Origin of the sequence: Paucilactobacillus vaccinostercus DSM 20634, from assembly GCF_001436295.1 — a bacterium.
Taxonomy (GTDB): Bacteria; Bacillota; Bacilli; order Lactobacillales; family Lactobacillaceae; genus Paucilactobacillus; species Paucilactobacillus vaccinostercus.
In genome coordinates, this window is sequence record NZ_AYYY01000006.1 from 1 (window position 1) to 23,055 (window position 23,055).

Genomic DNA, 23,055 nt, shown 5'->3' on the forward strand with positions numbered 1-23,055 from the left:
ACAAAAGAGGAAGTTATGATAGTGCTTTTATCATAACTTCCTCTTTTTATTAGAATTAACTTGTTAAACTTAAGCTGGCTGGTAAGTTCGCTGGTAATACCGGTCTTGACTGCTGTTAAAGCTTTCTAAGAACTTATAATCAGGTCCATGCTTCCAATCATTAAAGTCTTTTAATGTCGGCCACATGGTTAAAATAATAAGTTCGTTAGATTCAAATTTATTTTCTAAAAGATAGGCCGCGATTAAGTTTTTTGGTGGATTATTTAATAAACTGTTGTTAACTGCTGACCGCAGCATTTTTTGATCATCTAACTCAAGTTTAAAAAATTCAAAGTTTGAAAGGCCTCTGAATTCGTTACTACCACAATGTCCAAGCACACGGTATTCAACAGAAGACTGAAAAATTGTTGGTTTATCAGATAGATCTAACAATTGAAGTTGTTGTTGAGTAGAATTGGACTGCAACAGTTTAAACTGTCTTTCAGGATGGCGTTTAATGACCGTTTCTAATACTTTTTTGCTCCCGAAAGTGGCACTTATTGTTTTTAGCATATTGACCAACCTCCTTTGGTTTCTACTTCCATTATAGGTGTTTTAACTTTTGAATGAAAATGATACCATCGAATTAGATCAAAATGGAGGATTAATAAATGAAAATTACTGTTATTGGTTTTTACGGTGGCTATCCATATAATGGACAAGCAACATCATCATATTTGGTTCAGAGTGATGACTTTAATTTGCTCTTAGATTGCGGTAGCGGGGCGCTTATTCAACTAGAGAAGGTGTTAGATCCCTTACAACTAGATGCTGTTATTCTATCTCATTATCATGCGGATCATATTGCTGATGTAGGGGTGTTACAACATTATTGGCAATTAAACCCAGGAGTCAAAAAGGAACCACTTCTTCCCATTTACGGACACACGTTAGATATGGTTAATTTTAAGCGGTTAAATTGGCCAAATTCAACTCAGGCAATGCCATATGAAACTAACCAACCACTAGATTTAGGTCCGTTTCGGATTACATTTTTACCCGTTCAACATCCAGTTGATGCATTTGCAATGCGAATAGTTGAAAAAAATTCGGGTAAAAATTTTGTGTTTACAGCAGATACCCGTTATTTTTCTGAATTAGTAAAATTTGTTCAAGATACAGATTTGATGATTTCGGATACAAACTTTTTGAGTGAGCCTAAAGGTAGTAAGTGGCATTTGACGGTTCCAGAAACCGGCAAGATTGTTAATGAAGCCCATGTAAAACGGTTATTGATGTCACATCTGCCACAGAATGTGGCAGCCAGTGAGTTGGAAAAAAAGGCGCGAGAAGTCATTAAAGATGACATAACGGTTCAGTGTGCACAGACTAACTTATCAATCATTCTATAACTTATTGGCAATCATAGTAAAATCTTCAAGAAAAATTCATAAATAAAATCTTTTTATAAGCATTATTTTTAAAAGAATTGCGAACAACTGACTCATAGATGCATAATGCATGAAATAGTGAATAACATGATATGTATTAGACTTATTTGTAAAAATAGTATATAAAAAAGTTTGACCTTTATTTTTATTTAATTAATAATAGTCTATTAATCTTTGGCTGATTGGTGTATAATGTAATCACACAAGGGAATTACTTCATGACTTATCATGATGTTTCAAGGAGGCAATTACTATGGTTACACTTTATACATCTCCAAGTTGCACATCTTGTCGCAAAGCTCGTGCTTGGTTGCAAGAACATAATATTCCTTACACTGAACGTAATATTTTTTCTGAGCCTTTGACGATGGATGAAATTAAAATGATCCTTCGAATGACTGAAAATGGGACAGAGGAAATTATTTCGAAACGTTCAAAAGCATTTCAAAAACTTCACGTTGATTTAGACGATCTTCCTATGAAGAGTCTGTACAATTTAATTCAAAAGAACCCCGGCTTATTGAGAAGACCAATTATCATTGATGATAAGCGGATTCAAGTGGGATACAACGAAGATGAAATTCGTCGTTTCTTGCCCCGTGAGGTTCGTGCGTTAGAGTTAGCTAAGGCACGCAGAAAAGCAAACATGATGTAGGAGAGAAACGCCTGATACTACTATTAAGTGTATCAGGTGTTTTTTGTCAGCAAGAATCTTTACTTTTTGTCAAAAACAGTTAGAATATACAATAAATGTGGATTGAAAGGGGGCGCTTGAATAGTGGAAATGGAAAGAATCAATGAAAATACGATTCGTGTTTTAATTGGAAATGATGATTTAAGTGCGCGTGGAATTACCGTATTGGATTTATTAGGCAATCATCAGCAAATAGAAAGCTTCTTTTACAGTATTTTAGAGGAAGTGGATACAGAACATCAGTTCCAAGATAATGATTCTGTGACATTTCAAGTGTTGCCAAATAGAAATGGGTTAGAATTATTCATTAGCAAAAATGGAATTGATGATGATGAACAAAGTAGTGAAGATGAGGATGCTATTCATCAAGATGATATTTCAGAATTTTTAAAGCGTCAGTTAGAACAGACAGATGCCGAGGATAAACGAAAAACAACGGTTGAAAATGACGGTGTTGACGATGCGTTAAATGACCAAAGTCTTGAAAAGAGCACAACGGTTATTCAACTCAATGATTTTGAGAGTATGGTACAGGTCGCACGTGTTTTAAAACTTGAAAATGCGGTGACAAATTTGTATCGTTATCGAGAAGCCTACTATCTTGAGGTCATTTTCTTTGTCGATTCAACAACGCCTGAAACAATTAAGGATGATCTTGCAATTGCGTATGAGTACGGACATAAGACAGAAATTAGTCCTGATGTTTTGAATGAACACGGCAAGTTGGTAATGGAGCAGTCTGCTTTGGAACTGACACGTTACTATTTTAATAAATAGATGAGAGCCTTCTGTGAGAAATTTGCAGAAGGTTCTTTTAATTTTAAAAAGAATGTAGTAATAACGCTGCGTTACAGTTTAAAATGAGAAAAAATGATATTTGACAAATTTTAAAATGATGATATGATTATAGGCAAGTTAAGATTTAATGACAATGAAAAGAAGAGTAGTAACACATCACTAGTACAGAGAGTCCCTGTTGGTGAGATGGAACATGGTGATTGTGTTATGAAGATGATCTTGGAGTCTGTTAGTTGGTGCGTTGGTGCTGACTAACCGGTTTGCAATCGATATGTTGCACGAGTATTTTTGTACTTGATGAGTTATTGATTGTGAGATCAATAAAAATATGGGTGGTATCGCGAAGATCTTCGTCCCAAATAATCACGAATGTGGTTGTTGGGATGGAGATCTTTTTATTTATAATGGAGGTGTGAATAATGACTGAATTAAAGCAAAAATATGCTAAACAGTACATTTTAAATCAGTCTGGAACAGAGGCTGAACAAACATTAAATTTATTGGTGCTGAACATTATGCCTAATAAACTTGAAACCGAGGGCCAAATTCTTAACCTCAGTGCCGGATATTCTAAGAATTTAAGTTTCACGTTCTTATATCCTCGAACACATCATTTTAAGTCGGATGTGTTGGAGCACTTACGAAAAATGTATGCCACTTTAGATGAAATTGCGGATGAGTATTTTGATGGTTTAATTATTACCGGAGCACCAGTGGAGACAATCGACTTCGAGCAAGTAGACTATTGGAATGAGTTTACTGACATTATTGATTGGGCCAAGACACATGTTAAACAGACCTTATATATTTGTTGGGCAGCTCAGGCAGGGCTTTATTATGAATATGGAATTCAAAAGCAGGACGTAAAAGAAAAAATATTTGGGATTTTTAAGCATCATGCACTCGAAAAGGATCCCATTGTTGATGGATTGACGGGGACGTTTTATTTACCACATTCTCGTCATACAACGCTTAACTCAGCAGACATTGTTGCGCAACCAGAGTTGAAATTAATTTCAGAAAATATTAAAACTGGTCCCCAAATTATTGTTTCTAAAGACCATCGAAATACATTTATTACTGGTCATCCGGAGTACAGTACCAATACCTTGGCTAATGAATATTTTCGGGATCAAAAGCAGGGGCTATCAATTGAATTACCTGAGAATTATTTCTATGCTAATGATCCATCTCAACGTATTATTAATCAGTGGCATGAGGCCGGAATGAAAATTTTTGGAAATTGGCTTAATCAACTATAGTAGTGACGGGTCGGTTACTTAGTGACCGGCTTTTTTGATGCTAATAATTGCAGTTATCGTACTTTAATTATGAGGTGAGGGTATGATAATTGGTATTTGCAACGGCAGACGAATAGTCGCTTCTAAAAAATTGAAACGACAGAACTTTTTTTGCCCAATATGTGGTGAACCAGTGGTCCTTCGGGCAGGGAAAGTTAAGATGGCTCATTTTGCGCATCGCAAAAATACGAACTGCGCCAGTAGTGAAGGTGAAACGCAAGAACATTTACTTGGAAAAAAGCAACTTTATCACTGGACAGCAAAGAAGGGGCTTAGGCCGCGTTATGAAGTGTATTTGAGTGAAATACAGCAGCGGCCAGACATTCTTTTATCGAAGGAAAATGGAACGCAAATTGCGCTAGAGTTTCAATGTAGTCCGTTATCAATAGAGCGATTAATGCAGCGTAATCAGGGGTACAAACAATTACATATTCAGGTGTGGTGGATATTAGGTGCACCGTATTTGAAACAAAAACTGTCGGCGACCAAACGTGCACAATTTATGCAATTAGTGCACGGACAATTGGTTATTTTGTATTGGTCGACAGCAGATAACAGGCTTGTTGTTTGGCAACCGCTAGAGAACTTGACTTGGAATGTAAGTGAGGCTCGGTTAAACAATGTTCAGTTAATTAGTCAGACCAGAGCGCTTCAACAGCAGGTTATGAGAGCAGATGCTCAAATTCAAGAAATTCAACAACGTTGTTATCTTCAAGGGCATAGTGTTGTGGAGATTCCACTCGTGTGTCACGCATGGAACAAAACAGTTTTGCCCCTCAAGGTTTCTCCCATCATTTGGCGTACCACATTACTGTTAAAACTTGAATGTTACCAAATTGGAGAACAGTGGCACGTACAAGAATGGCTTGAATTGTTGGTAGCTGAGTCTGAAGAGCAGTGGCTACAATTTGCCTGCTTGGCGCCTGAACAGGAAGAAAAATTACGATTAAGTTTGAGTCGGACATATACCCGAAGATTGTTAGAGGCTCGAATTATAAGGTATCATCAGGGAATAGTAACGCTTTGCCGACGAGCGGAATGGTTTACAAGTTACGAGCAAAAAATAAATTATTTAAGTCGGTGCACTAAAAAAAGCAATCACTAATGTGACTGCTTGGTTAACTTATAGAACATGTAGATTTGGATGGTGCCTTTGAATGAGCGATTCTGCAAACGAGCGAGCTGACTGTTTGGTATCCAATCCGTGTTCACGATACAGATCGAGTAGTGTGTAATAATCAAAATCATTGATTAAGATTCCGTCATCATCGTTTCGTGTGTCGAACACGACGGCAGACGATGGGGCTTCGATGCCCATCTCATTTGCCATTTTTTGGTCATCATGAAACGATTTTAGCGCCAAAGAGGAGCGCCGATCTTCATTGAACATTTCTAAGTCAAGATGAACTTTTTCAGCGACCTGCGCGCCCAAGTTTTGAGTGTAGTTGCTATTCTGGTTAACTAACTGTTGTTGAAGTGACAGTAGGAATGATCGACCACGTTTACGACCTTGAAAGAGTGCGGCTTTGTAGTCCATGATAATTTGAAAAATAGTATCGGATACATTATTTCTGGTTTGCAGATCATGGGCGTTCAATCGATGAGATTCAAGGGTGTTATCAATTGTTTGCATGTTTAGCAAGGGAACGAATTGGTAGGCAATATGGCCATCAATTTCATTTTCCAGTTTGAGTACATCGTTTTCACAACGCATGCAGCGTGTTCCCAATGGGTTCACAAATAAGTATAGTTCAAGCACAGTAAATCCTCCTCGAATCATCAGTTAGTTTATAAACTAGACTACTTAACTAATTGCAACTTAACTTTACCAAAGTTTATGTAAAATACAATTTAAATGCTTATTACAACTATGTAGATCTGTGACAACGTATGTCAGTACTTAGCATTTGTATTTTGCCAAATTCAGCGTGAAATGTAAAGCGATTTGTGGAAATCCTGAATGTGGTGGCTTATGGGCAGTCAGAAGTAATGAGGTATGATAAAATAGAATGCGAAGACGAAGGAAGGCGACACAATGGTAGAGGATTGGCGACATTTTTTATTACCATATCAACAAGCAGTTGATGAATTAAAAATTAAATTACGTGGGATGCGTAAACAATTTCAAGATTTGAATCAACATGCACCAATTGAATTTGTAACTGGCAGGGTGAAACCAGTTGATAGTATTAAAGAGAAGATGGTTCGTCGGCATATTGAGGATGGCCGGTTGGAACAAGATATGCAAGATATTGCAGGTCTTCGAATTATGTGTCAATTTGTGGAAGATATCTATCAAGTAGTCAACCTTTTAAGACAGCGAAGTGATATGACTATTTTGGAGGAACGCGATTATATTTCGAGTGCCAAACCGAGTGGTTATCGATCCTATCATATCGTAATCGAATATCCTGTGCAGTTAGTAACAGGAGAGAAAAAATTATTGGCCGAAATTCAAGTGAGAACGTTAGCGATGAATTTTTGGGCAACAATTGAGCATTCCTTGAACTATAAGTATCAAGGGGCATTTCCTGAAGAGTTGAGCGCACGGTTGCAGCGGGCTGCAGAGGCTGCGTTCAAGTTAGATAATGAGATGTCAGAAATTCGAGAGGAAATTCAAGAAGCGCAGAACCTATTTTCGTACGGAAAAAGTAATGCGTGGTCTAGTCAGGAACATAGCGATCAAGAACAGCAAGATGATAACGGTCAGCATGGTCCCCATTAAGATGTGTTAAGAGGAAAGACAAATGCGAATTGCAATTTTTAGTAATCCAACTGGTGGTTCCGTTAAGGTAACCAAAGAATTAACAACCAAATTAAATCAGGCTCATTTGACAATCGACAATGAACATCCAGACGTTGTTTTAACAGTCGGTGGAGACGGGACACTTTTGTCTGCTTTTCATCATTATTGGCAGCAATTGGATCGTATTCGTTTTGTGGGCATTCATACGGGGCACCTGGGGTTTTACACGGATTGGCGTGATTTTGAAGTTGATCAGCTAGTTGAAAGCTTGAAGAAAGATACTGGTCAGCAAGTGACCTATCCACTCGTGGACGTGGACATTACCTATTCTGACGGAACAGTCAAACATTTTATTGCGCTTAATGAATCGACTGTTAAAAAAGCAGTTAATACACTCGTTTGTGATATCTACATTAAGGGTAAACTGTTTGAACGTTTTCGTGGGGATGGTCTGTGCATTTCAACGCCGACCGGTTCAACCGGTTACAATAAGTCGATCGGTGGTGCGGTTATGGATCCGAGTTTGATTGGCATCCAGTTGGGTGAGATCGCGTCGATAAACAATCGTGTTTTCCGCACATTAGGGTCGCCGATAATTGTGGGGCAGGATCAATACGTTGATCTGGTGCTTAAAACAGACGATCGGTTAATTGTTAGCTGTGATCAATTACAAGCTCACGATTTGGATAACCCGCATCGAATTCAGAAGTTACATTATCAAATTTCGAAAAGTAAAATTGCATTTGCACGTTATCGACATACTAGCTTTTGGCAACGTGTTGATGAGGCCTTCATTGGTGGTGTCAAGTGAAATTTTCTTGGACCTATTTAGAAGATGCACCTATTCGTGTGCGGACCTTTTTAGCCTTTAACGAAGTAAGTCGTGCTCTGATTGTAGTTGCTAAGTATCATGGCGGTGATATTTTATTAGATGGTGAGCATGTTTTTACAACGGTAATGATGCATAAGGGGCAGACTGTGACGCTAGTATTGCCGGATGAAAAGGGCAGTGATACAGTTGATCGTTGTGACGAACCAATCGATATTTTGTATGAAGATCAAGACTACCTAGTGCTTAATAAACCGGCGGGGGTTGCGTCAGTTCCTGCACACCATGTTGTCACTGCGGACAGCTTGGTTAATCGGGTGAAGGGATACTATTTACGTCAGCATTACGCAAACCAGGTCACCCATATTGCGACGCGATTAGATAAGGATACGAGCGGGATTGTTGTGTTTCCTAAGCATCATTTTGCGCACAGCGTAATGGACAAGCAGCTTAAAAAACACATGGTTCAAAAGGACTATGTTGCAATTGTAAGCGGTCGGTTGGTTGCCGACCATGGTTTAATAGATGCACCGATAGGAAGAGATCCTGAATCGTTCGTTAAACGTCAGGTGTTGCGTGATGGGAAGCCGTCTGAAACTGAGTATTGGGTAGTTAAACGAATGCCAGCAGCAACGGTCGTCAAAATTCGTTTGCATACGGGACGAACACATCAAATACGAGTTCATATGGCATATTTAGGTCATCCTCTGGTTGGTGATCAAATGTATGCTGGGCCACAATGGATTGCTCGGCAGGCACTACACTGCGAACGAATTAAATTTTATAGTCCATTCAAGCAACAGTGGATTGAAATTAGATGTCCCTTGGCAGATGATATACAGCAAGTACTGAATTCTTAATGTTTTGAGGGATTAATGATGGATATTGAAGTTGAACACCAGTTACCTGTGGAGAAGATCAGTGCTACGTTAGCACAAAATGATCGGGGTGAATTTCGGCGTGTTTTTTTAGAACTTCACTTTTATGATCAAGCTCGGCTGTTAATTCAATTAGATGAGCAACAACGGGGCAAAGTTTATCGTTATTTATCTGCCAAGGAACTTGGCGACATGTTTGATGAATTGGAAGTCAATGAGGGCAATGCAATTGCGTATCTCAAAGAGATGAATCCACATCAAGGTGCGATGGTACTATCGGAAATGTATACAGATAATACGGTTGACATGTTAAGCGATGCAACGAGTAGCGATCTGGCGACATATTTAAATCTATTACCGAGCGGTGAAAAAAACGAAGTTCGTAAATTACTGAATTACGAAGATAAAACGGCCGGTGCGTTGATGACTACCGAGTATGTGGCCGTGTCAATTGATGATTCAGTTGGAACGGCAATGCAAGTTATTCGGCGTTTGGCTCGGGATGCTGAAATTATTTATTACGTGTACGTGCAGGATGATGCAGAAAATCTGATCGGTGTTGTCACGTTGCGTGAATTACTGAGTAATGATAAACGGGCAATGGTCCGTGAAATTATGAATCCTAATGTCTACAGCGTGTTTGTGGACGATGATCAAGCAGATGTTGCGCAAACTGTCCGTGAATATAATTTTTTGGCGATGCCAGTTGTCAATCGGGCCGGTCATTTATTAGGGATTATCACCGTTGATGATATTATTGATGTTATTGATGAAGAATCAACTGAAGATTACTCTGGTTTGGCCGGGGTTAATGTGGACGATCTAGAAGAATCCCCCATTATGGCGGCCGTTCATCGACTGCCATGGTTGATAACGTTGCTAATTTTGGGAATGTCAACGGCAACTTTGATTAACCATTTTGAAGGCTTAGTGAGTGAGGCTAGTATTTTAGCAGTTTTCATTTCTTTGATTACAGGGACTGCTGGTAATGCTGGTACGCAAAGTCTGGCCGTTGCCGTGCGTAAAATTTCAGTCGAAAATGATCGTAAGATGATTCAGTTGATCCGAAATGAAGTTATAACCGGGTTGCTAATTGGTGTTGTGACTGCAATTGTAATTACGGTGATTGTTGGTATTTGGAAAAATAATTTTGTCTTAGGTGCGGTGATTGGTATTTCAATGGTTGCGGCAATTATCGTTGCTAACCTAGCCGGTAGTCTGATCCCCATTTTGATGGATAAGATTGGTGTCGATCCGGCAGTGGCCAGTGGCCCTTTTATTTCGACCCTTTCTGATTTGACGTCAGTCATGATCTATTTTTCAATTGCCCGGATTTTTTTAAATTATTTGATATAAAAAACGACCTTGAGATGGTGATGAACAACAACCATTAGGTTTTTACCTAATGGTCGCACTCACGTATCTAAAGGTCATTTTTTGAATTAATAGTGTCTGATGCAGGTGCCTGCAGGGCAAGCAACGTGACTTTGCTGGAGAGATAATTTACCGTCATTGGCGCAACGATTAAAAAGAGTTAGGTCGTTAGTTAGTTGATTAATACAGATCAGGTAATGATCGTTCTGGCTGAATGAGAGATCCTGTGGTAATTCACCAAGGGTACTAATTTGCTGGACGGGTTCAAGGGTGCCATTACTTAGAATTTTGAATACGACTATTGTATTATGCCCCGCATTAGTTGCGTAGACGTAATGACCATCTTGGGATACCAGAATGGCCGTTACGCGATTATGCCCGGGCCATTCTGGTGGAACGGTAGCAACCGTCTGGATTTTTTCTAATTGTGCGGTTTCCGCTACGTATCGAAGTACCTCAATCTTATTTTGAAAGTCACCAATAAGATATGCTGTTTGCCCATCTGGATGAAATTGAATTGTGTGTGGACCAAATCCGTCACTGCTCTGATACCGAGATTTGGCAAGCAGGGTTCCTTCATCAGAAATATGATAAATGACCGTTAAATCCATCCCCGAATCACAAACGATTAATTGGCTATCGGGAGTAAGATTACAGCCCTTGATATGGGACATGTTTTGTTCTTGAAGTGGTCCAGGTAGTCCTTGATGAACAACACTGTCAGTTTGTGTGAGCTGTCCGGAAACGCCGATGTGAAAGACGGTTACCGAACCGGTGGCGTCATGACCACTGATAAGTAAATTACGACTATCATCGATGACAAGGGTACTTGGGATCGTTAGTTGAGTGGTTGTCGATGGCATGGTGGGGGATGGCGTTAATTCGATCGTGGCAATTCCTTGAAAATGATCATTTTGGTAGGCTGCGTAGCATATCTGCTGTTTCCAGAGGACCAAGTTGGTTGGCTGATCTAATTCAATTATACGGGTCGCCGGAGTTAGGATCCCCTGACATGGGTCTAGTTGAATGGAATAAATACCTGCGTTATTATGTTGAGCACTAGTTCCGATAAGAAATGTTTCTGACAAGAAAAAAACTCCCTTCGAGCTGTTCTCTAAATCTTAACAATCCAATGTTAAGAATACCAGCCTAATATTAAGTATGCTAAACTGATAACAGTTATCTGATTAAGGGGAGGTGGGCATTTGAAACCACACGAGAAACCGGTCAATTCAATTTGGAATTTACTCAAGCAAAGCCGGATTGTGAGTGCATTGCTAATTATTTTGTTGGTACTACTAATTTTATACATGGGAAGCAAAGTTTCGTGGTTGTTTGTCCCCATTAGGCAGTTTTTGAGTATTATTGGGTTACCGGTCATTTTAGCTGGTGTGTTCTACTATTTGCTAAATCCATTAGTTAACCGGTTAGAAAGAAAAATGAAAGTTAATCGTACCTTGACGATTACGGGTGTCTTTATCGTTGTGATTGTTCTACTAGGATGGGGAATTTGGAGCGTGATTCCCATTATTAATCAACAATTGCGGGATCTAATTGCTGCGTTTCCAAACTATATTGATGAATTTAACCGCTTTGTGAATGGTTTGAATGCCCATCCATTAACAAAACAGTTTCAGGGTCAAGTCAATCATTTCTCAGACCTAGCGGCAAAAGAACTGTCACAACGTTCAAGTGACTATATTAAAACAACCGTTAATTCATTGGGAAATGTATTAGGTACGATGACGACCGTTGTAGTGGCCTTAATTACAATGCCGTTTATTTTGTTTTATTTACTTCGAGATGGCCGGAAATTACCTTATTACGTTGCTAAATTTGTGCCATCGCGGTTACAGCCGTCCTTTCTAAAGGTGTTAAGTGAGATTAATGCGCAGATTAGTAATTATGTTCGCGGTCAATTGACAGTCGCGTTTTTTGTCGCCATTATGTTTTGGCTGGGGTATTACTTCATTGGACTTAAATTCGCCCTTACAATTGGTGTGATGGCTGGAATTTTAAATTTAATTCCCTATCTGGGATCGTTTCTAGCAATGGTGCCCGCGATTTTAGTTGGGTCTTTTATGTCCCCGTGGATGCTTGTTAAAGTTTTAATTGTGTTTGCAATCGAACAAACTATTGAAGGACGGGTGCTATCACCGCTTATTTTGGGTAGTAATCTCAAGATCCATCCGGTAACGATTATTGTCGTATTGCTTGCATCAGGTAAAATGTTCGGTGTGATGGGCGTTATTTTTGGGATTCCAGGATATGCGGTGTTAAAGGTTTTAATTACGCATTTATTTGAGTGGTATCGAGCTAACTCTGGTTTGTATGACACGACGCCTGCATCATCAACAACTGAAAAGGAAGATGAACATGAAGAAAATCGAACGTAGTCGTCAATTTGTTGAACAAAATTTGGCATTGTTTCGTTGTCCGGTCTGCCATCAGCCAATGGAGAAGGTGGTTGGCAATAGTTTGGTCTGTGAACTAGGGCATCAAATTGATTTTAATAAGCACGGATATCTGTACTTTCTACAGCAAGGTGGGCAAACGGAGTATGATGCTGCGATGTTGTCTGCCCGCCGTAAGTTATTAACGGTAGGGCTCTTCCGACCAATTGTTGAAAAAATTAATACGTTAATGCCGGTGACAGCACAAACTATTTTGGATGTTGGTTCGGGGGAAGGGACGCCCTTGATGCAGTTACTGAATCTGCGCCAAACACACGATGTTGCAATTGGGTTTGATATTTCAAAACCGGGAGTGACCTTGGCCACGCAGTTAGCAACCGATGCTTTCTTTTGTATCGCTGATCTCCGACGGCTCCCGTTTAATGATCAAACATTTGATACATTAGTTGAAATTTTTTCACCATCAGACTATGGTGAATTTCAACGAATCCTCAAACCAAAGGGCTCACTTTATAAGGTCATTCCGAATGCTCGATATTTAGGTGAGTTACGTGACATGTTATACCCGAGTGGCGATCATCAAACCTATGATAATTCTAAGGTCGTTGCCCTCTTTAAACAGCATTACGAAAACGTGATTGAGCATCGTGTCACCTATCAATTTGAAATACCGACTAATTTGCGTCAAGAGATGGTATTGATGACACCGCTCCATTGGGGGAAGGATGCACGGCAGCTCACCAGTGATCAACTCAAACAACTCACTAAAATTACGGTAGATGTTACTATTTTAGAAACTAAAAATGGATAAGCGGCGAAAGAAATTTGCATTATTTATGAACAAGTGGTACATTTTAATGTAGAAATCGTTTGGTAATTGACATCGATTAGTCGTTGGTAATTACCAAGGAGTACTTCATTAAAGCAGCGTTTCGCCGTGCCCACACCGAGACCCTGCTTTTTTATTTTGGCAAAATTAAAGGAGTTTTATTGTGACAAATCATATTGTATTATTTGAACCATTAATGCCCGCTAATACGGGGAATATTGCGAGAACGTGTGCGGGAACGGATACAGAACTTCACTTGATTAAACCGTTAGGCTTTTCTGTTGATGATAAGCATATGAAGCGCGCAGGATTAGATTACTGGGATAAAGTAAAAATTACATATCATGATAATTTACCAGACTTTATTAAGACGATTCCAGATATTAACAAATTATTTATTGTCTCAAAATTTGCGAGTCGTGATTATACGACGCCAGATTATTCGGTTAATACCGGTGATTACTATTTCTTGTTTGGTAAGGAAACAACCGGATTACCGGAACCATTCATGCGTCGATATCCCGAAAATGCGATTCGTATTCCACAAGACGATTCGAAAATTCGTGCGTTGAACTTATCAAATAGTGCAGCAATTGTTATTTATGAGGTACTGAGACAGCAAAGCTTTCCGAACCTGGAACGGGTTCACGAATACGACAATGATAAACTAAAGTAAGGTGAAAAAAATGGCGCGGAGGGCAAAAACGAAGACAGTTACAAAGCGGAAGTCAACCAGTCGCAAGTCGAGCTCAAGTAAATATGATTCAGCGCTAAATAACCTAGGAGGCGTCATTGTTGTCTTACTGGTGGTTTTGGGGCTATTTAACCTCGGTGCAATTGGAACGTTAGTTGCAGGATTATTTCGGGTAATCGTTGGTGAAACGTATGATGTTATGCTATTAGTCATTGCGTTGTACGGTGCGGGAATGGCACTCAAGGGGCGCTGGCCACGTTTTAAGTGGCGTTTTATGCTAGGATTTGTGATTGGCTACGTGGGTGTTTTACTACTCTTTCATGGTGCCATGTTTGATCAGCTAAATCGGCATAGTGAGTTCGTCACTCAAACCTGGACCAATTTGAATACCGATATCATGCAAGGAAGTTTTGATATGCCCGTCGGTGGCGGAATGCTGGGTGCTTATTTGTACCAGCTATCATATTTTTTACTATCACGCTTAGGGACGATCATGGTTGCATGGTTACTGATCGTTGTTGGAATTGTTATTTTCTTTAATATCCCGATGGTCACGATTTTAAAGAAACTTGATGTGGGGCTGCGAGCCATTGGAACGTGGCTTGCTTCGCTGAAGGATGAATTGCCTGAAAGGCAGCCACGACCGAAACGAGTCCGACAACCAAAGAAGGTGTCTCCGGCGACAGCTTCTGCTGATGATAATAATCCAAAACACGTGACAGACTTCTTTGATGATCCAGCAGATACCACGCCGCCTGTAAAAGACAAGCCATTAGAGCCTAAGATTACGGTGGCCAGTGAAACGCAGGCAAAGGCGAGTCACAATGATGATGACGATGATCAGATAACGATTAAACCGGCGCAGGAAAGTGAAAATGAGGACTATCAGCTGCCAAGTAGTGCCTTACTAACTAAGATTGGGGCTACGGATCAAAGTGCAGAATTAAAAGCAATCAATCAAAATACACAAACTTTGCAGGATACTTTTGCTTCGTTTGGGGTGGACGCTCAGATTGAAAACGTCAGTTTAGGACCATCAGTGACTAAGTATGAATTACGGCCGGCGGTTGGTGTTAAAGTAAGTAAGATTGTACACTTGGCCGATGATTTGGCATTAGCATTGGCTGCCAAAGATATTCGAATCGAAGCACCAATTCCGGGGAAATCTTTAATTGGGATTGAAGTTCCGAACCGACAAATTGCAACGGTTGGATTCCGGGACATGGTTGAGTCGGCCCCGAAGAATAATAAAATTTTAGAGGTGCCATTAGGCCGCGCAGTCACCGGGCAAGTCGTGATGGCGGATTTGACCAAGATGCCTCATTTACTGGTTGCTGGTGCAACTGGGAGTGGTAAGTCAGTGGCGATTAATGTCATGATTACCAGCATTTTGCTGAAGGCGAAGCCCCATCAAGTGAAATTTTTAATGATTGATCCGAAGAAAGTGGAATTAAGTGTTTATAATGGAATTCCCCATTTACTGAGTCCTGTCGTTTCACAGCCTAAGAAGGCCGCGAAGGCGTTAGGAAAGGTTGTTGGTGAAATGGAACGCCGATATGAACTATTTGCCGGATTTGGGGTTAGAAACATTGATGGTTATAACCAGATGGTTAAGAAAAGTAACGAAGATAAGGGTGAAAACAATCCCTATTTACCGTTGATTTTGGTTATTGTTGATGAATTAGCAGATTTGATGATGACGGTCTCAAATGATGTTGAGGATGCCATTGTGCGAATTGCTCAAATGGGACGGGCCGCGGGCATTCATATGATTTTAGCGACACAGCGACCGTCCGTAGATGTTATTACTGGGTTAATCAAAGCTAATGTGCCATCACGAGTAGCGTTTGCAGTCTCTAGTGGAATTGATTCAAGAACAATTTTGGATGCCAACGGGGCCGAAAAATTGCTTGGTCGTGGGGACATGCTCTTCATGCCGATCGATCAAAATAAACCAACCCGGGTTCAAGGGGCATTTATTTCCGATAAGGACGTGGAATCAGTCGTTGATTTTATAAAGCAGCAACAAACGGCTGAATATGATGAAAATATTGTTGTGAGTGATGAAGAAATGGTGCAAGACGAAACTCATGAGGATGAAGATGATCTTTATCAAGAAGCAGTTGATTTCGTGATTGATCAGCAAAAAGCGTCGACTTCTCTGATTCAAAGGCGTTTTAGAATTGGGTATAATCGAGCGGCTCGAATGATTGATGAAATGGAGCAGCGAGGATTGATCGGACCAGCAGAAGGATCAAAACCGCGCCAAGTTTTCAAAGAGAAAAAGGATTAAAAAAAGGATGAATTATCGAAGTGAAAACTTCGTAATTCATCCTTTTTGACGTTATAGGACAATTTTGTTAATACATGAGGGCCGATACGGCTGCAAATACTAAACTACCAATCATGGAAATCAACATAAGCCAGATAGCGATCATTGTAATTTTTTCAAATGTTGAACGCTTCTTTTTTTTCATAAAATCAGATGCCGCCTTTCAAAATACTTTTATAAGTGTAACGAAACTATGCCTAAAATTCAATCATTACATGTAATTGTGCCGCTTTAACAGCACTAATGTTACGGCGCTGATAATAATTGTGACGAAAAGAATGAGACTAAAAGCGGATGCGAGGTGAGCACCGGGCAGCGCGACATTCATTCCGTATAGTCCGCCGATAATAGTTGGGATGGTTAAAATAAGGGTGATAGAAGTTAAAATTTTCATGACGGCATTCAAATTATTCGAAACGACCGCTGAAACCATGTTACTATATTGATCCAAGATTTGACTCTGAATGTGGCACATACTGAGGGCCTGTTCATTTTCAATGATAGCAGCATTATTGAGTTTGCTTGTGTGATCCGAAACTAAAAAATTGGCGGATCGAAGGGCTTTTAGAACCGGTCGATTTTGTGTTAGCGCACTTTCAAATTCAATTAGCGTTTTTTGTAATGCCATAATCTGGTATATCTGTTCATTTTGGGTTGCCGAAGTTAATTGCTTTTCTAAAATTTCCATTTGGTGACTAATGTCGTTTAAAGAGGTCACATAATCATGGGCAATGTACCATAACATCTGTGTTAATAACCATTTTTGATCCGGAATGATTTGGCTAGAAACTTCTTGGCGCATAACAAACCGTTGAATAAAGGGGGCCGGATGATCTGAAATAGTAATAATGATGTGGTGAATGACGATAAAGTTAATTGGATATGTTGCGTAGTTGAGATAGCCAAGGGGGCTTGTTTGATGTTTCGGATAGGAAAGTAATAGCATGCTGGCTTCGTCATTATTTGATGACAGATTGGCTACCCGGGAAGGTTCATGGTCGTCCAAAACAGAAGTAAAAAAGTATTTTGGAATTTGATAAAGGGTCATTAATTCATTGATATCCTCTTGACTAGGAGACTCGACGTTAATCCAACGTGCCTGATCGGGATTCGCAAAAATATCTTCTTCGTTAATCAAGACCAAGTGTTGGTGGTTGACCGCAAAAAACTGAATCAAGTAAGCACCTCCTAATTTCTATTGTCCAAGCTGTTGAATAGTCTGATTTGTTTCATTATAATAATGCGTGTTTATGATTCGTAACTAATTTATAAAAAAGGTGAATCTGTCATGAAACAAATTATACTTCAAATCGTCATAATTACTTTAGTATCAGTAATTATAACCTTAATGAGACGGATTTTACATCGTTGGTGGCCACGATTTTTCCGCTATAGTACGGTTTGGCCATTTTTAATGGGATACTACAGTAGTATTAATTTAACGTGGCGTTGGTTTTCATATCCCATGATGTTGTGGGCGTTGATTGGAATGCTGATTGTGATTGGGCAAATTTTGGTAAGTGGTGAACTTATCTACCACCGATTCTGGCGTTTTTTTTGGAAAATCACGGTTTTTTATGCCACAATTGTCTACATTGCCTCTATTTTTTACACTTTTATGGGATAAGTCCCCACTTGTACAAAATTCTTATAACAGTTGATATAGCAACGTTTGCTCATAGTAAACGTTGCTATTTATTTTGCAGATAAATATTTTAACCAAGTTGTGGTGAATTGTGGTGGATTGTGGTAGACTTTTCTTAAGCGTTATCGAAATGGGGTGATTAGACGTGTTTATGGGAGAATATTCACATTCAATTGATACCAAAAAGCGTCTAATTATTCCAGCAAAGTTCCGTGAAGAGCTTGGAACACAGTTTGTTGTGACACGTGGAATGGACGGTTGCCTATTCGGATATCCGATGAGTGAGTGGCAAGTATTAGAGGGAAAACTCAAAGAGTTACCACTCACTAAAAAGGACGCCCGTTCGTTTGTTCGTTTTTTTTACTCGGCAGCTACTGAGTGTGAATTGGACAAACAAGGGCGAATTAATTTGCCAGCCACGCTATGCCAACATGCCGGACTTGAAAAGAAGTGTGTCATTGTTGGGGTGTCAGATCGAATTGAAATTTGGAGTGAAGATCGCTGGAATAGTTTTGCCGATGAAGCTGAAGAAAACTTCGATGAAATTGCCGAAAAGATGGACTTTGGATTATAAACTGCCGTGGGGGAAAACACATGCCTGAATTTAATCATATTACAGTGTTACTAAACGAAGCGGTGGCCGGATTAAATATTCAGCCGGAAGGCGTTTACGTTGATGCAACACTTGGTGGTGGTGGTCACACAGGAGAAATCCTTAAGCAATTGTCGCCACAGGGACATTTGTATGCATTTGATCAGGACCAAACGGCGATTAAGTATAATCAACAGCATCTGTCACAGGCGATAGAACAGAATAAGTTAACGTTGGTTGAAAGCAACTTTCGCCAGTTAAAGGTACAGCTTGAACAGTTAAACATTCAATCGATTGATGGCATAGTTTATGACTTAGGTGTCTCTTCACCACAGTTTGATGATGCCAAACGGGGATTTAGCTATAATCACGATGCACCGCTCGATATGCGAATGGATCAGAGTCAGGCATTAGATGCCAAACAAGTTGTTAATGAGTGGCCATATCAGCAACTGGTCAAAATTTTGAACCGTTATGGTGAAGAAAAATTTGCGAAGCCAATTGCGCGTGCCATTGAAAAGCAACGTGCGTTAAAACCGATTGAGACCACCGTAGAATTAGCTGAAATTGTTAAAAATGCGATTCCTGCAGCGGCACGCCGACATGGTGGTCATCCAGCAAAGCGCAGTTTTCAGGCGATTCGAATTGCAGTTAATGATGAGCTTGGCGCACTGGAAGCGTCTCTGGAACAAGCACTCGAACTATTGAATGTTAATGGCCGAATTAGTGTGATTACCTTTCAGTCATTGGAAGACCGGTTGGTGAAAGCCATGTTTAGGGAACGGACGCAGATGCAAGATGTTCCGGCGGGATTACCAGTTATTCCAGAAGAAATGAAGCCTCACTATCGGTTAGTAAACCGCAAGCCAATTACAGCAAGTGAAACGGAACTAGAAGAAAATCATCGCGCACATAGCGCAAAATTGAGAATTATCGAAAAAATTAAATAAAAAAATAGAAAAAGGAACGTGATTAGCATGGCGTCTAATGCTGCGAAACAAATACCACTAGAAGAATTACAAGTTAGTCAACCACAGGTGAAATCAACCCCCGAACGGGCACCAAGACAGGTACCAATGCCGGATAAGGTTGGCTGGTCGAAGTTCGAAAAAGCACTGGTGACAGTGTGTGGTGTTATGTTAACATTTATGATGATTTCGTTAGTATCAACGAAAATCGCAGTCACAAATGCGCAGCACAAATTACAAAATGTTAATACACAAATTACGAAAGTTAACAGCCAAAACACAAGTTCAAAACAAGTGATTGGTGAATTAACAAGTCAACAACACTTGGAACAGGTGGCTCAAAAATATGGCTTGACGATTTCGAATTCAAATATAAGGAACGTTAATAAGTAATGAATAAGAATCATAAACGGACAAATAGTAGAAAAACAACAAAAAATCGTAAGGTATTTGGTCAATGGCTATTCTTTATCGCGATTGCGTTGTTTGCTCTACTAATTGTTCGTTTTTCTTATATTGCCATTTTTAAAGATGTTAAAAATGTTAATTTAAAGGAAAGAACCGAACATTTATATACGCAAAAACAAGTGATTCAGGCAAAGCGGGGCACGATTTATGATGCTTCAGGTAAGGCGGTAGCTGAAGATTCCAAAACGTATTCGATGTATGCGGTGGTTGATCATAGTCAAAAATCCGTGAATGGTAAACCGTTGTATGTCACCAATAAGAAAAAAACGGCTCGAATTTTAGCGAAGTATTTACCAATCTCAGAACAAAAAGCGTTAAAAATTTTGACACCGACTAAATCGAACACTTTTCAGGTTGAATTTGGTAGTGCGGGAAATAATATTTCAATTAACACTAAACAAAAAATTGCCGCCTACCATTTGAGTGGAATTAATTTTGTATCATCTCCTTCCCGTGAATATCCAGACGATGATTTTGCTTCGCAAATTGTTGGATTGGCGCAATCAAAAACAAGCAAAAAATCTGGTAATACCACACTTGTTGGTCAAATGGGAATTGAACAGGTATTCAACAAACAACTTAGTGGACAAAATGGTGTTAAAAAGGCTAAACAAGATACATCTGGCTATCAGATTGCCAACACTGAGCAGACGGCCAAAAAGGCTAAGAATGGTGATAATATTTATACGACGTTCGACCGGCAACTGCAGACCCTATTAGAAGATCGTGTAAGTGCAGCCGTAAGTGCTTCCCACCCAGAATCATTTAACGCGGTCTTAATGAACGCGAAAACAGGTGCAATTGTCGCGGCAACGCAACGACCAAATTATAAGTCCACGTCGAGCCCAGTTTGGCGAAATACGCTTACGCAAGATGCGTATGAACCAGGTTCAACAATGAAGGTCTTTACGATCAGCGCGGCCATTGATTCAGGAAACTTTAATCCTAATGCTGTCTACAAGTCCGGGGTTTTCAAAGTTGGCGATGGTCAAGTGACAGATTGGAACAAGGCTGGTTGGGGATATATTACCTACAAAGAGGGGTTTGAACGTTCTAGTAACGTTGGGATGGCCTACCTGGAACAAACAATGGGCGCTAGTACCTGGAAAAAGTATTTAACCAAGTTTGGATTCTTACAAAAAACAAATGTGGTTGGAACCACCGGTGAAGTCAGTGGCTCGTCTCCGTTTTCAGGTGCGTTAGAACAAGCGAACACGGCATTTGGTCAAGGAATTACCGTCAATGTTATGCAGATGATGCAGGCCTTTAGTGCAGTGGCAAATAATGGTAAAATGCTTAAGCCATACTTTATCAAAAAAATCGTTGATCCATCGACTAATCAATCTGTCAAATCATATGGGAAGAAGGTCGTGGGTAACCCCATAAGCGCGCAAACTGCAAAACAAGTTCGTAAGTACATGCAGGGTGTGGTTTATGCTGATGATGGTACTGGAAGCAAGTATCAGATTGATGGTTACAAGATTGCCGGTAAAACAGGAACGGCTCAGATTAGTGGCTCTAGTGGCTATGAAAAGGGAAGCAACAGTTATGTGTATTCTTTTGTGGGGATGGCACCCGCTAAGAATCCTGAATATATTATGTATGTCACCATTAAAAAGCCACAAAATACATCTAGCTCGGCAGAAACTTATTTAGCGGATGTCTTTAATCCGGTAATGAAACAGGCGTTGGATAGTGCTAAGGCAGCTAATCAAAAAAATGCGGGTAAAGTCAAACTGGTTAATTATGTTGGTCAAGAAACGACGACTGCTCAGGCAGCACTTAGCAAGCTGGGACTGGGCGTGACGGTTATCGGAAGTGGTAGCAAAGTGAAGCAGCAATCAGTTAAAGCGGGGACGTATGTTTTGGCGAAGAGTAAAATCTTCCTCATAACGGGTGGCAACGTAACGATTCCGAACTTAAATGGTTGGTCACAAGCAGATGTGAACCAATATGCAAAATTAACGGGACTTGATTTAACCGTGAGTGGTAGCGGTTATGCTACTAGCCAAAGTATCAAAGAGGGTACCCAAATTAAACAACATCAACAATTAAGAGTTGTGTTTAAACAAAAATAATAAAAAGTGAGGATTACCATGAATATAATTGCAACAATTTTAACGATCGTGAGTGCATTCGTCATTACGTTTGCCCTGATGCCATCGCTGATAAAGTATTTTCGTGCCAAAAAAGAGGGACAACAGATTCGAGAAATTGGACCAACGTGGCACGCTAAAAAAGCTGGAACGCCGACAATGGGTGGTTCACTATTCATTATTGCTGCTGTTATTTCAGCTCTGTGGGTCGCAGTTTGGCAGGGGCTTTTGACACCAACGATGGGGGCTTTATTATTCTCACTAATTGCCTATGGGTTAATTGGAATGTGGGATGATAGTATTAAAATTTTCCATCATCAAAATGAAGGGTTCAAACCGTGGCAAAAAGCGCTGGCACAGGTAATTGCAGCAATGGTCTTTGCGGTTATTTATCAGCACGAAGGTTTTCCAATGGGATTTGGTACTTTCCAAATTGGTTGGTTGTTTGCAATTTTTATTATTTTTTGGCAAGTAGGTTTTTCAAATGCGGTTAACTTGACGGATGGTTTAGATGGGTTAGTGTCTGGTTTAGCGACGATTTCATTTGTTGCTTACGCAATAGTTGCCAGTTACCAACACCAATATGATGTTGCAATTTTCTGCGTGGCCGTAATTGGTGGACTGTTAGGCTTTTTCCCATACAACCATAAACCTGCAAAAATTTTCATGGGTGATATGGGGTCATTAGCGTTAGGTGGTGCTCTCGCCGCGGTATCATTGGTGTTGAATCACCCATTTTCATTACTCTTGATTGGGATTATTTACGTGGTGGAAACGGCCAGTGTTATGTTACAGGTTGCATCATTTAAGCTAACGGGTAAGCGAATCTTTAAGATGAGCCCAATTCATCACCACTTTGAAATGTCTGGTTGGAGCGAATGGAAGGTTGATTATGTTTTTTGGTTCGTTGGGTTAATTGGTGCGTTAATTGTTTTAGGCTACATCATATTATTTTAATTAGGGAGAT

The 23,055-nt window shown here is 39.9% G+C and carries 24 protein-coding genes and 1 other annotated feature; of the genes, 19 read left to right on the top strand and 5 right to left on the bottom strand.

The features are described 5' to 3' along the window. Positions 1–69: 69 nt before the first annotated feature. The gene (locus FC26_RS01850) at positions 70–552 is read right to left on the bottom strand and encodes a hypothetical protein (protein WP_057777362.1); all 483 of its coding nucleotides are present in this window, start codon (positions 550–552) and stop codon (positions 70–72) included. Positions 553–650: 98 nt separating this feature from the next. Here FC26_RS01850 and FC26_RS01855 point away from each other — a divergent pair, with 98 nt between their 5' ends. The 5 genes from FC26_RS01855 to FC26_RS01875 all read left to right on the top strand — a co-directional run bounded on the left by FC26_RS01855 (position 651) and on the right by FC26_RS01875 (position 5,328). Then, positions 651–1,391, top strand: coding sequence for an MBL fold metallo-hydrolase (locus tag FC26_RS01855; protein WP_057777363.1), 741 nt, complete (start codon positions 651–653; stop codon positions 1,389–1,391). Between the two features lie 292 nt (positions 1,392–1,683). Beyond that, the gene (gene spxA / locus FC26_RS01860) at positions 1,684–2,085 is read left to right on the top strand and encodes a transcriptional regulator SpxA (RefSeq protein WP_057777365.1); all 402 of its coding nucleotides are present in this window, start codon (positions 1,684–1,686) and stop codon (positions 2,083–2,085) included. Between the two features lie 123 nt (positions 2,086–2,208). Further along, positions 2,209–2,901 (top strand): adaptor protein MecA, encoded by a 693-nt coding sequence (locus tag FC26_RS01865; protein ID WP_057777366.1) that lies wholly within the window; start codon positions 2,209–2,211, stop codon positions 2,899–2,901. 145 nt (positions 2,902–3,046) lie between these two features. Next, positions 3,047–3,283, top strand: a binding site (T-box leader). A gap of 58 nt (positions 3,284–3,341) precedes the next feature. Next, positions 3,342–4,184, top strand: coding sequence for a homoserine O-succinyltransferase (locus FC26_RS01870; RefSeq protein ID WP_057777368.1), 843 nt, complete (start codon positions 3,342–3,344; stop codon positions 4,182–4,184). 82 nt (positions 4,185–4,266) lie between these two features. Further along, positions 4,267–5,328 carry a competence protein CoiA gene (locus tag FC26_RS01875; RefSeq protein ID WP_057777370.1) on the top strand — a complete coding sequence of 354 codons (1,062 nt, stop codon included), beginning with the start codon at positions 4,267–4,269 and terminating at the stop codon, positions 5,326–5,328. Between the two features lie 18 nt (positions 5,329–5,346). Here FC26_RS01875 and FC26_RS01880 read toward each other — a convergent pair whose 3' ends face one another. Further along, entirely contained in the window at positions 5,347–5,982 is a 636-nt protein-coding gene (locus FC26_RS01880; protein WP_057777372.1) for a DsbA family protein, read from the bottom strand. A gap of 276 nt (positions 5,983–6,258) precedes the next feature. On the opposite strand from FC26_RS01880, the gene yjbM reads away from it, so the two are divergent. From yjbM to mgtE, 4 genes are read left to right on the top strand one after another with little or no spacing between them, the layout of a single operon-like run. Then, positions 6,259–6,948, top strand: coding sequence for a GTP diphosphokinase (gene yjbM, locus FC26_RS01885; RefSeq protein WP_057777374.1), 690 nt, complete (start codon positions 6,259–6,261; stop codon positions 6,946–6,948). A 22-nt stretch (positions 6,949–6,970) separates the two neighbouring features. After that, entirely contained in the window at positions 6,971–7,780 is an 810-nt protein-coding gene (locus FC26_RS01890) for an NAD kinase (protein WP_057777376.1), read from the top strand. Next, the gene (locus FC26_RS01895) at positions 7,777–8,658 is read left to right on the top strand and encodes an RluA family pseudouridine synthase (RefSeq protein WP_057777377.1); all 882 of its coding nucleotides are present in this window, start codon (positions 7,777–7,779) and stop codon (positions 8,656–8,658) included. The genes FC26_RS01890 and FC26_RS01895 overlap by 4 nt, the downstream gene beginning before the upstream one ends. A 15-nt stretch (positions 8,659–8,673) precedes the next feature. After that, positions 8,674–10,032 carry a magnesium transporter gene (gene mgtE / locus FC26_RS01900; protein WP_057777379.1) on the top strand — a complete coding sequence of 453 codons (1,359 nt, stop codon included), beginning with the start codon at positions 8,674–8,676 and terminating at the stop codon, positions 10,030–10,032. An 86-nt stretch (positions 10,033–10,118) separates the two neighbouring features. On the opposite strand, the gene FC26_RS01905 is transcribed toward mgtE, so the two are convergent. Then, positions 10,119–11,138: a beta-propeller fold lactonase family protein gene (locus tag FC26_RS01905; RefSeq protein WP_057777381.1), complete on the bottom strand. Its 1,020-nt coding sequence runs from the start codon at positions 11,136–11,138 to the stop codon at positions 10,119–10,121. Positions 11,139–11,255: 117 nt separating this feature from the next. Between FC26_RS01905 and FC26_RS01910 the strand changes: the two genes are divergently transcribed. The 4 genes from FC26_RS01910 (at position 11,256) to FC26_RS01925 (ending at position 16,280) form a co-directional block, all read left to right on the top strand. Next, positions 11,256–12,446, top strand: a complete 1,191-nt coding sequence (locus FC26_RS01910; RefSeq protein ID WP_057777383.1) for an AI-2E family transporter — start codon at positions 11,256–11,258, stop codon at positions 12,444–12,446. Then, positions 12,427–13,275 carry a methyltransferase domain-containing protein gene (locus FC26_RS01915; protein WP_057777385.1) on the top strand — a complete coding sequence of 283 codons (849 nt, stop codon included), beginning with the start codon at positions 12,427–12,429 and terminating at the stop codon, positions 13,273–13,275. The genes FC26_RS01910 and FC26_RS01915 overlap by 20 nt, the downstream gene beginning before the upstream one ends. Before the next feature lie 181 nt (positions 13,276–13,456). Beyond that, positions 13,457–13,969, top strand: coding sequence for a tRNA (cytidine(34)-2'-O)-methyltransferase (locus FC26_RS01920; RefSeq protein WP_057777387.1), 513 nt, complete (start codon positions 13,457–13,459; stop codon positions 13,967–13,969). 10 nt (positions 13,970–13,979) lie between these two features. After that, the gene (locus tag FC26_RS01925) at positions 13,980–16,280 is read left to right on the top strand and encodes an FtsK/SpoIIIE family DNA translocase (protein ID WP_057777388.1); all 2,301 of its coding nucleotides are present in this window, start codon (positions 13,980–13,982) and stop codon (positions 16,278–16,280) included. A gap of 67 nt (positions 16,281–16,347) precedes the next feature. On the opposite strand, the gene FC26_RS12425 is transcribed toward FC26_RS01925, so the two are convergent. After that, positions 16,348–16,464: a DUF4044 domain-containing protein gene (locus tag FC26_RS12425; RefSeq protein WP_083483715.1), complete on the bottom strand. Its 117-nt coding sequence runs from the start codon at positions 16,462–16,464 to the stop codon at positions 16,348–16,350. A 66-nt stretch (positions 16,465–16,530) separates the two neighbouring features. Continuing rightward, entirely contained in the window at positions 16,531–17,496 is a 966-nt protein-coding gene (locus tag FC26_RS01930; RefSeq protein ID WP_057777390.1) for a magnesium transporter CorA family protein, read from the bottom strand. 111 nt (positions 17,497–17,607) lie between these two features. On the opposite strand from FC26_RS01930, the gene FC26_RS01935 reads away from it, so the two are divergent. The 6 genes from FC26_RS01935 to mraY all read left to right on the top strand — a co-directional run bounded on the left by FC26_RS01935 (position 17,608) and on the right by mraY (position 23,045). Further along, positions 17,608–17,946: a hypothetical protein gene (locus tag FC26_RS01935; RefSeq protein WP_057777392.1), complete on the top strand. Its 339-nt coding sequence runs from the start codon at positions 17,608–17,610 to the stop codon at positions 17,944–17,946. A gap of 163 nt (positions 17,947–18,109) precedes the next feature. Beyond that, positions 18,110–18,538 (top strand): division/cell wall cluster transcriptional repressor MraZ, encoded by a 429-nt coding sequence (mraZ, locus tag FC26_RS01940; RefSeq protein WP_057777394.1) that lies wholly within the window; start codon positions 18,110–18,112, stop codon positions 18,536–18,538. Between the two features lie 20 nt (positions 18,539–18,558). Next, positions 18,559–19,506, top strand: coding sequence for a 16S rRNA (cytosine(1402)-N(4))-methyltransferase RsmH (gene rsmH, locus FC26_RS01945; RefSeq protein ID WP_057777396.1), 948 nt, complete (start codon positions 18,559–18,561; stop codon positions 19,504–19,506). Positions 19,507–19,533: 27 nt separating this feature from the next. Further along, positions 19,534–19,917 (top strand): cell division protein FtsL, encoded by a 384-nt coding sequence (gene ftsL2 / locus FC26_RS01950; protein WP_057777398.1) that lies wholly within the window; start codon positions 19,534–19,536, stop codon positions 19,915–19,917. Further along, the gene (locus FC26_RS01955; protein WP_057777400.1) at positions 19,917–22,070 is read left to right on the top strand and encodes a penicillin-binding transpeptidase domain-containing protein; all 2,154 of its coding nucleotides are present in this window, start codon (positions 19,917–19,919) and stop codon (positions 22,068–22,070) included. Before ftsL2 ends, FC26_RS01955 begins: the two co-directional genes overlap by 1 nt. An 18-nt stretch (positions 22,071–22,088) precedes the next feature. After that, entirely contained in the window at positions 22,089–23,045 is a 957-nt protein-coding gene (mraY, locus tag FC26_RS01960) for a phospho-N-acetylmuramoyl-pentapeptide-transferase (RefSeq protein WP_057777402.1), read from the top strand. The last annotated feature ends 10 nt before the right edge of the window (positions 23,046–23,055 follow it).

Coding starts and splice junctions, on each gene's coding strand:
- mgtE (WP_057777379.1), top strand. CDS start 8,674: ATGATGGATATTGAAGTTGAACACCAGTTACCTGTGGAGAAGATCAGT.
- FC26_RS12425 (WP_083483715.1), bottom strand. CDS start 16,464: ATGAAAAAAAAGAAGCGTTCAACATTTGAAAAAATTACAATGATCGCT.
- FC26_RS01875 (WP_057777370.1), top strand. CDS start 4,267: ATGATAATTGGTATTTGCAACGGCAGACGAATAGTCGCTTCTAAAAAA.
- FC26_RS01955 (WP_057777400.1), top strand. CDS start 19,917: ATGAATAAGAATCATAAACGGACAAATAGTAGAAAAACAACAAAAAAT.
- mraY (WP_057777402.1), top strand. CDS start 22,089: ATGAATATAATTGCAACAATTTTAACGATCGTGAGTGCATTCGTCATT.
- yjbM (WP_057777374.1), top strand. CDS start 6,259: ATGGTAGAGGATTGGCGACATTTTTTATTACCATATCAACAAGCAGTT.
- FC26_RS01915 (WP_057777385.1), top strand. CDS start 12,427: ATGAAGAAAATCGAACGTAGTCGTCAATTTGTTGAACAAAATTTGGCA.
- FC26_RS01870 (WP_057777368.1), top strand. CDS start 3,342: ATGACTGAATTAAAGCAAAAATATGCTAAACAGTACATTTTAAATCAG.
- FC26_RS01935 (WP_057777392.1), top strand. CDS start 17,608: ATGAAACAAATTATACTTCAAATCGTCATAATTACTTTAGTATCAGTA.
- rsmH (WP_057777396.1), top strand. CDS start 18,559: ATGCCTGAATTTAATCATATTACAGTGTTACTAAACGAAGCGGTGGCC.
- FC26_RS01850 (WP_057777362.1), bottom strand. CDS start 552: ATGCTAAAAACAATAAGTGCCACTTTCGGGAGCAAAAAAGTATTAGAA.
- ftsL2 (WP_057777398.1), top strand. CDS start 19,534: ATGGCGTCTAATGCTGCGAAACAAATACCACTAGAAGAATTACAAGTT.
- FC26_RS01925 (WP_057777388.1), top strand. CDS start 13,980: ATGGCGCGGAGGGCAAAAACGAAGACAGTTACAAAGCGGAAGTCAACC.
- FC26_RS01855 (WP_057777363.1), top strand. CDS start 651: ATGAAAATTACTGTTATTGGTTTTTACGGTGGCTATCCATATAATGGA.
- spxA (WP_057777365.1), top strand. CDS start 1,684: ATGGTTACACTTTATACATCTCCAAGTTGCACATCTTGTCGCAAAGCT.
- FC26_RS01890 (WP_057777376.1), top strand. CDS start 6,971: ATGCGAATTGCAATTTTTAGTAATCCAACTGGTGGTTCCGTTAAGGTA.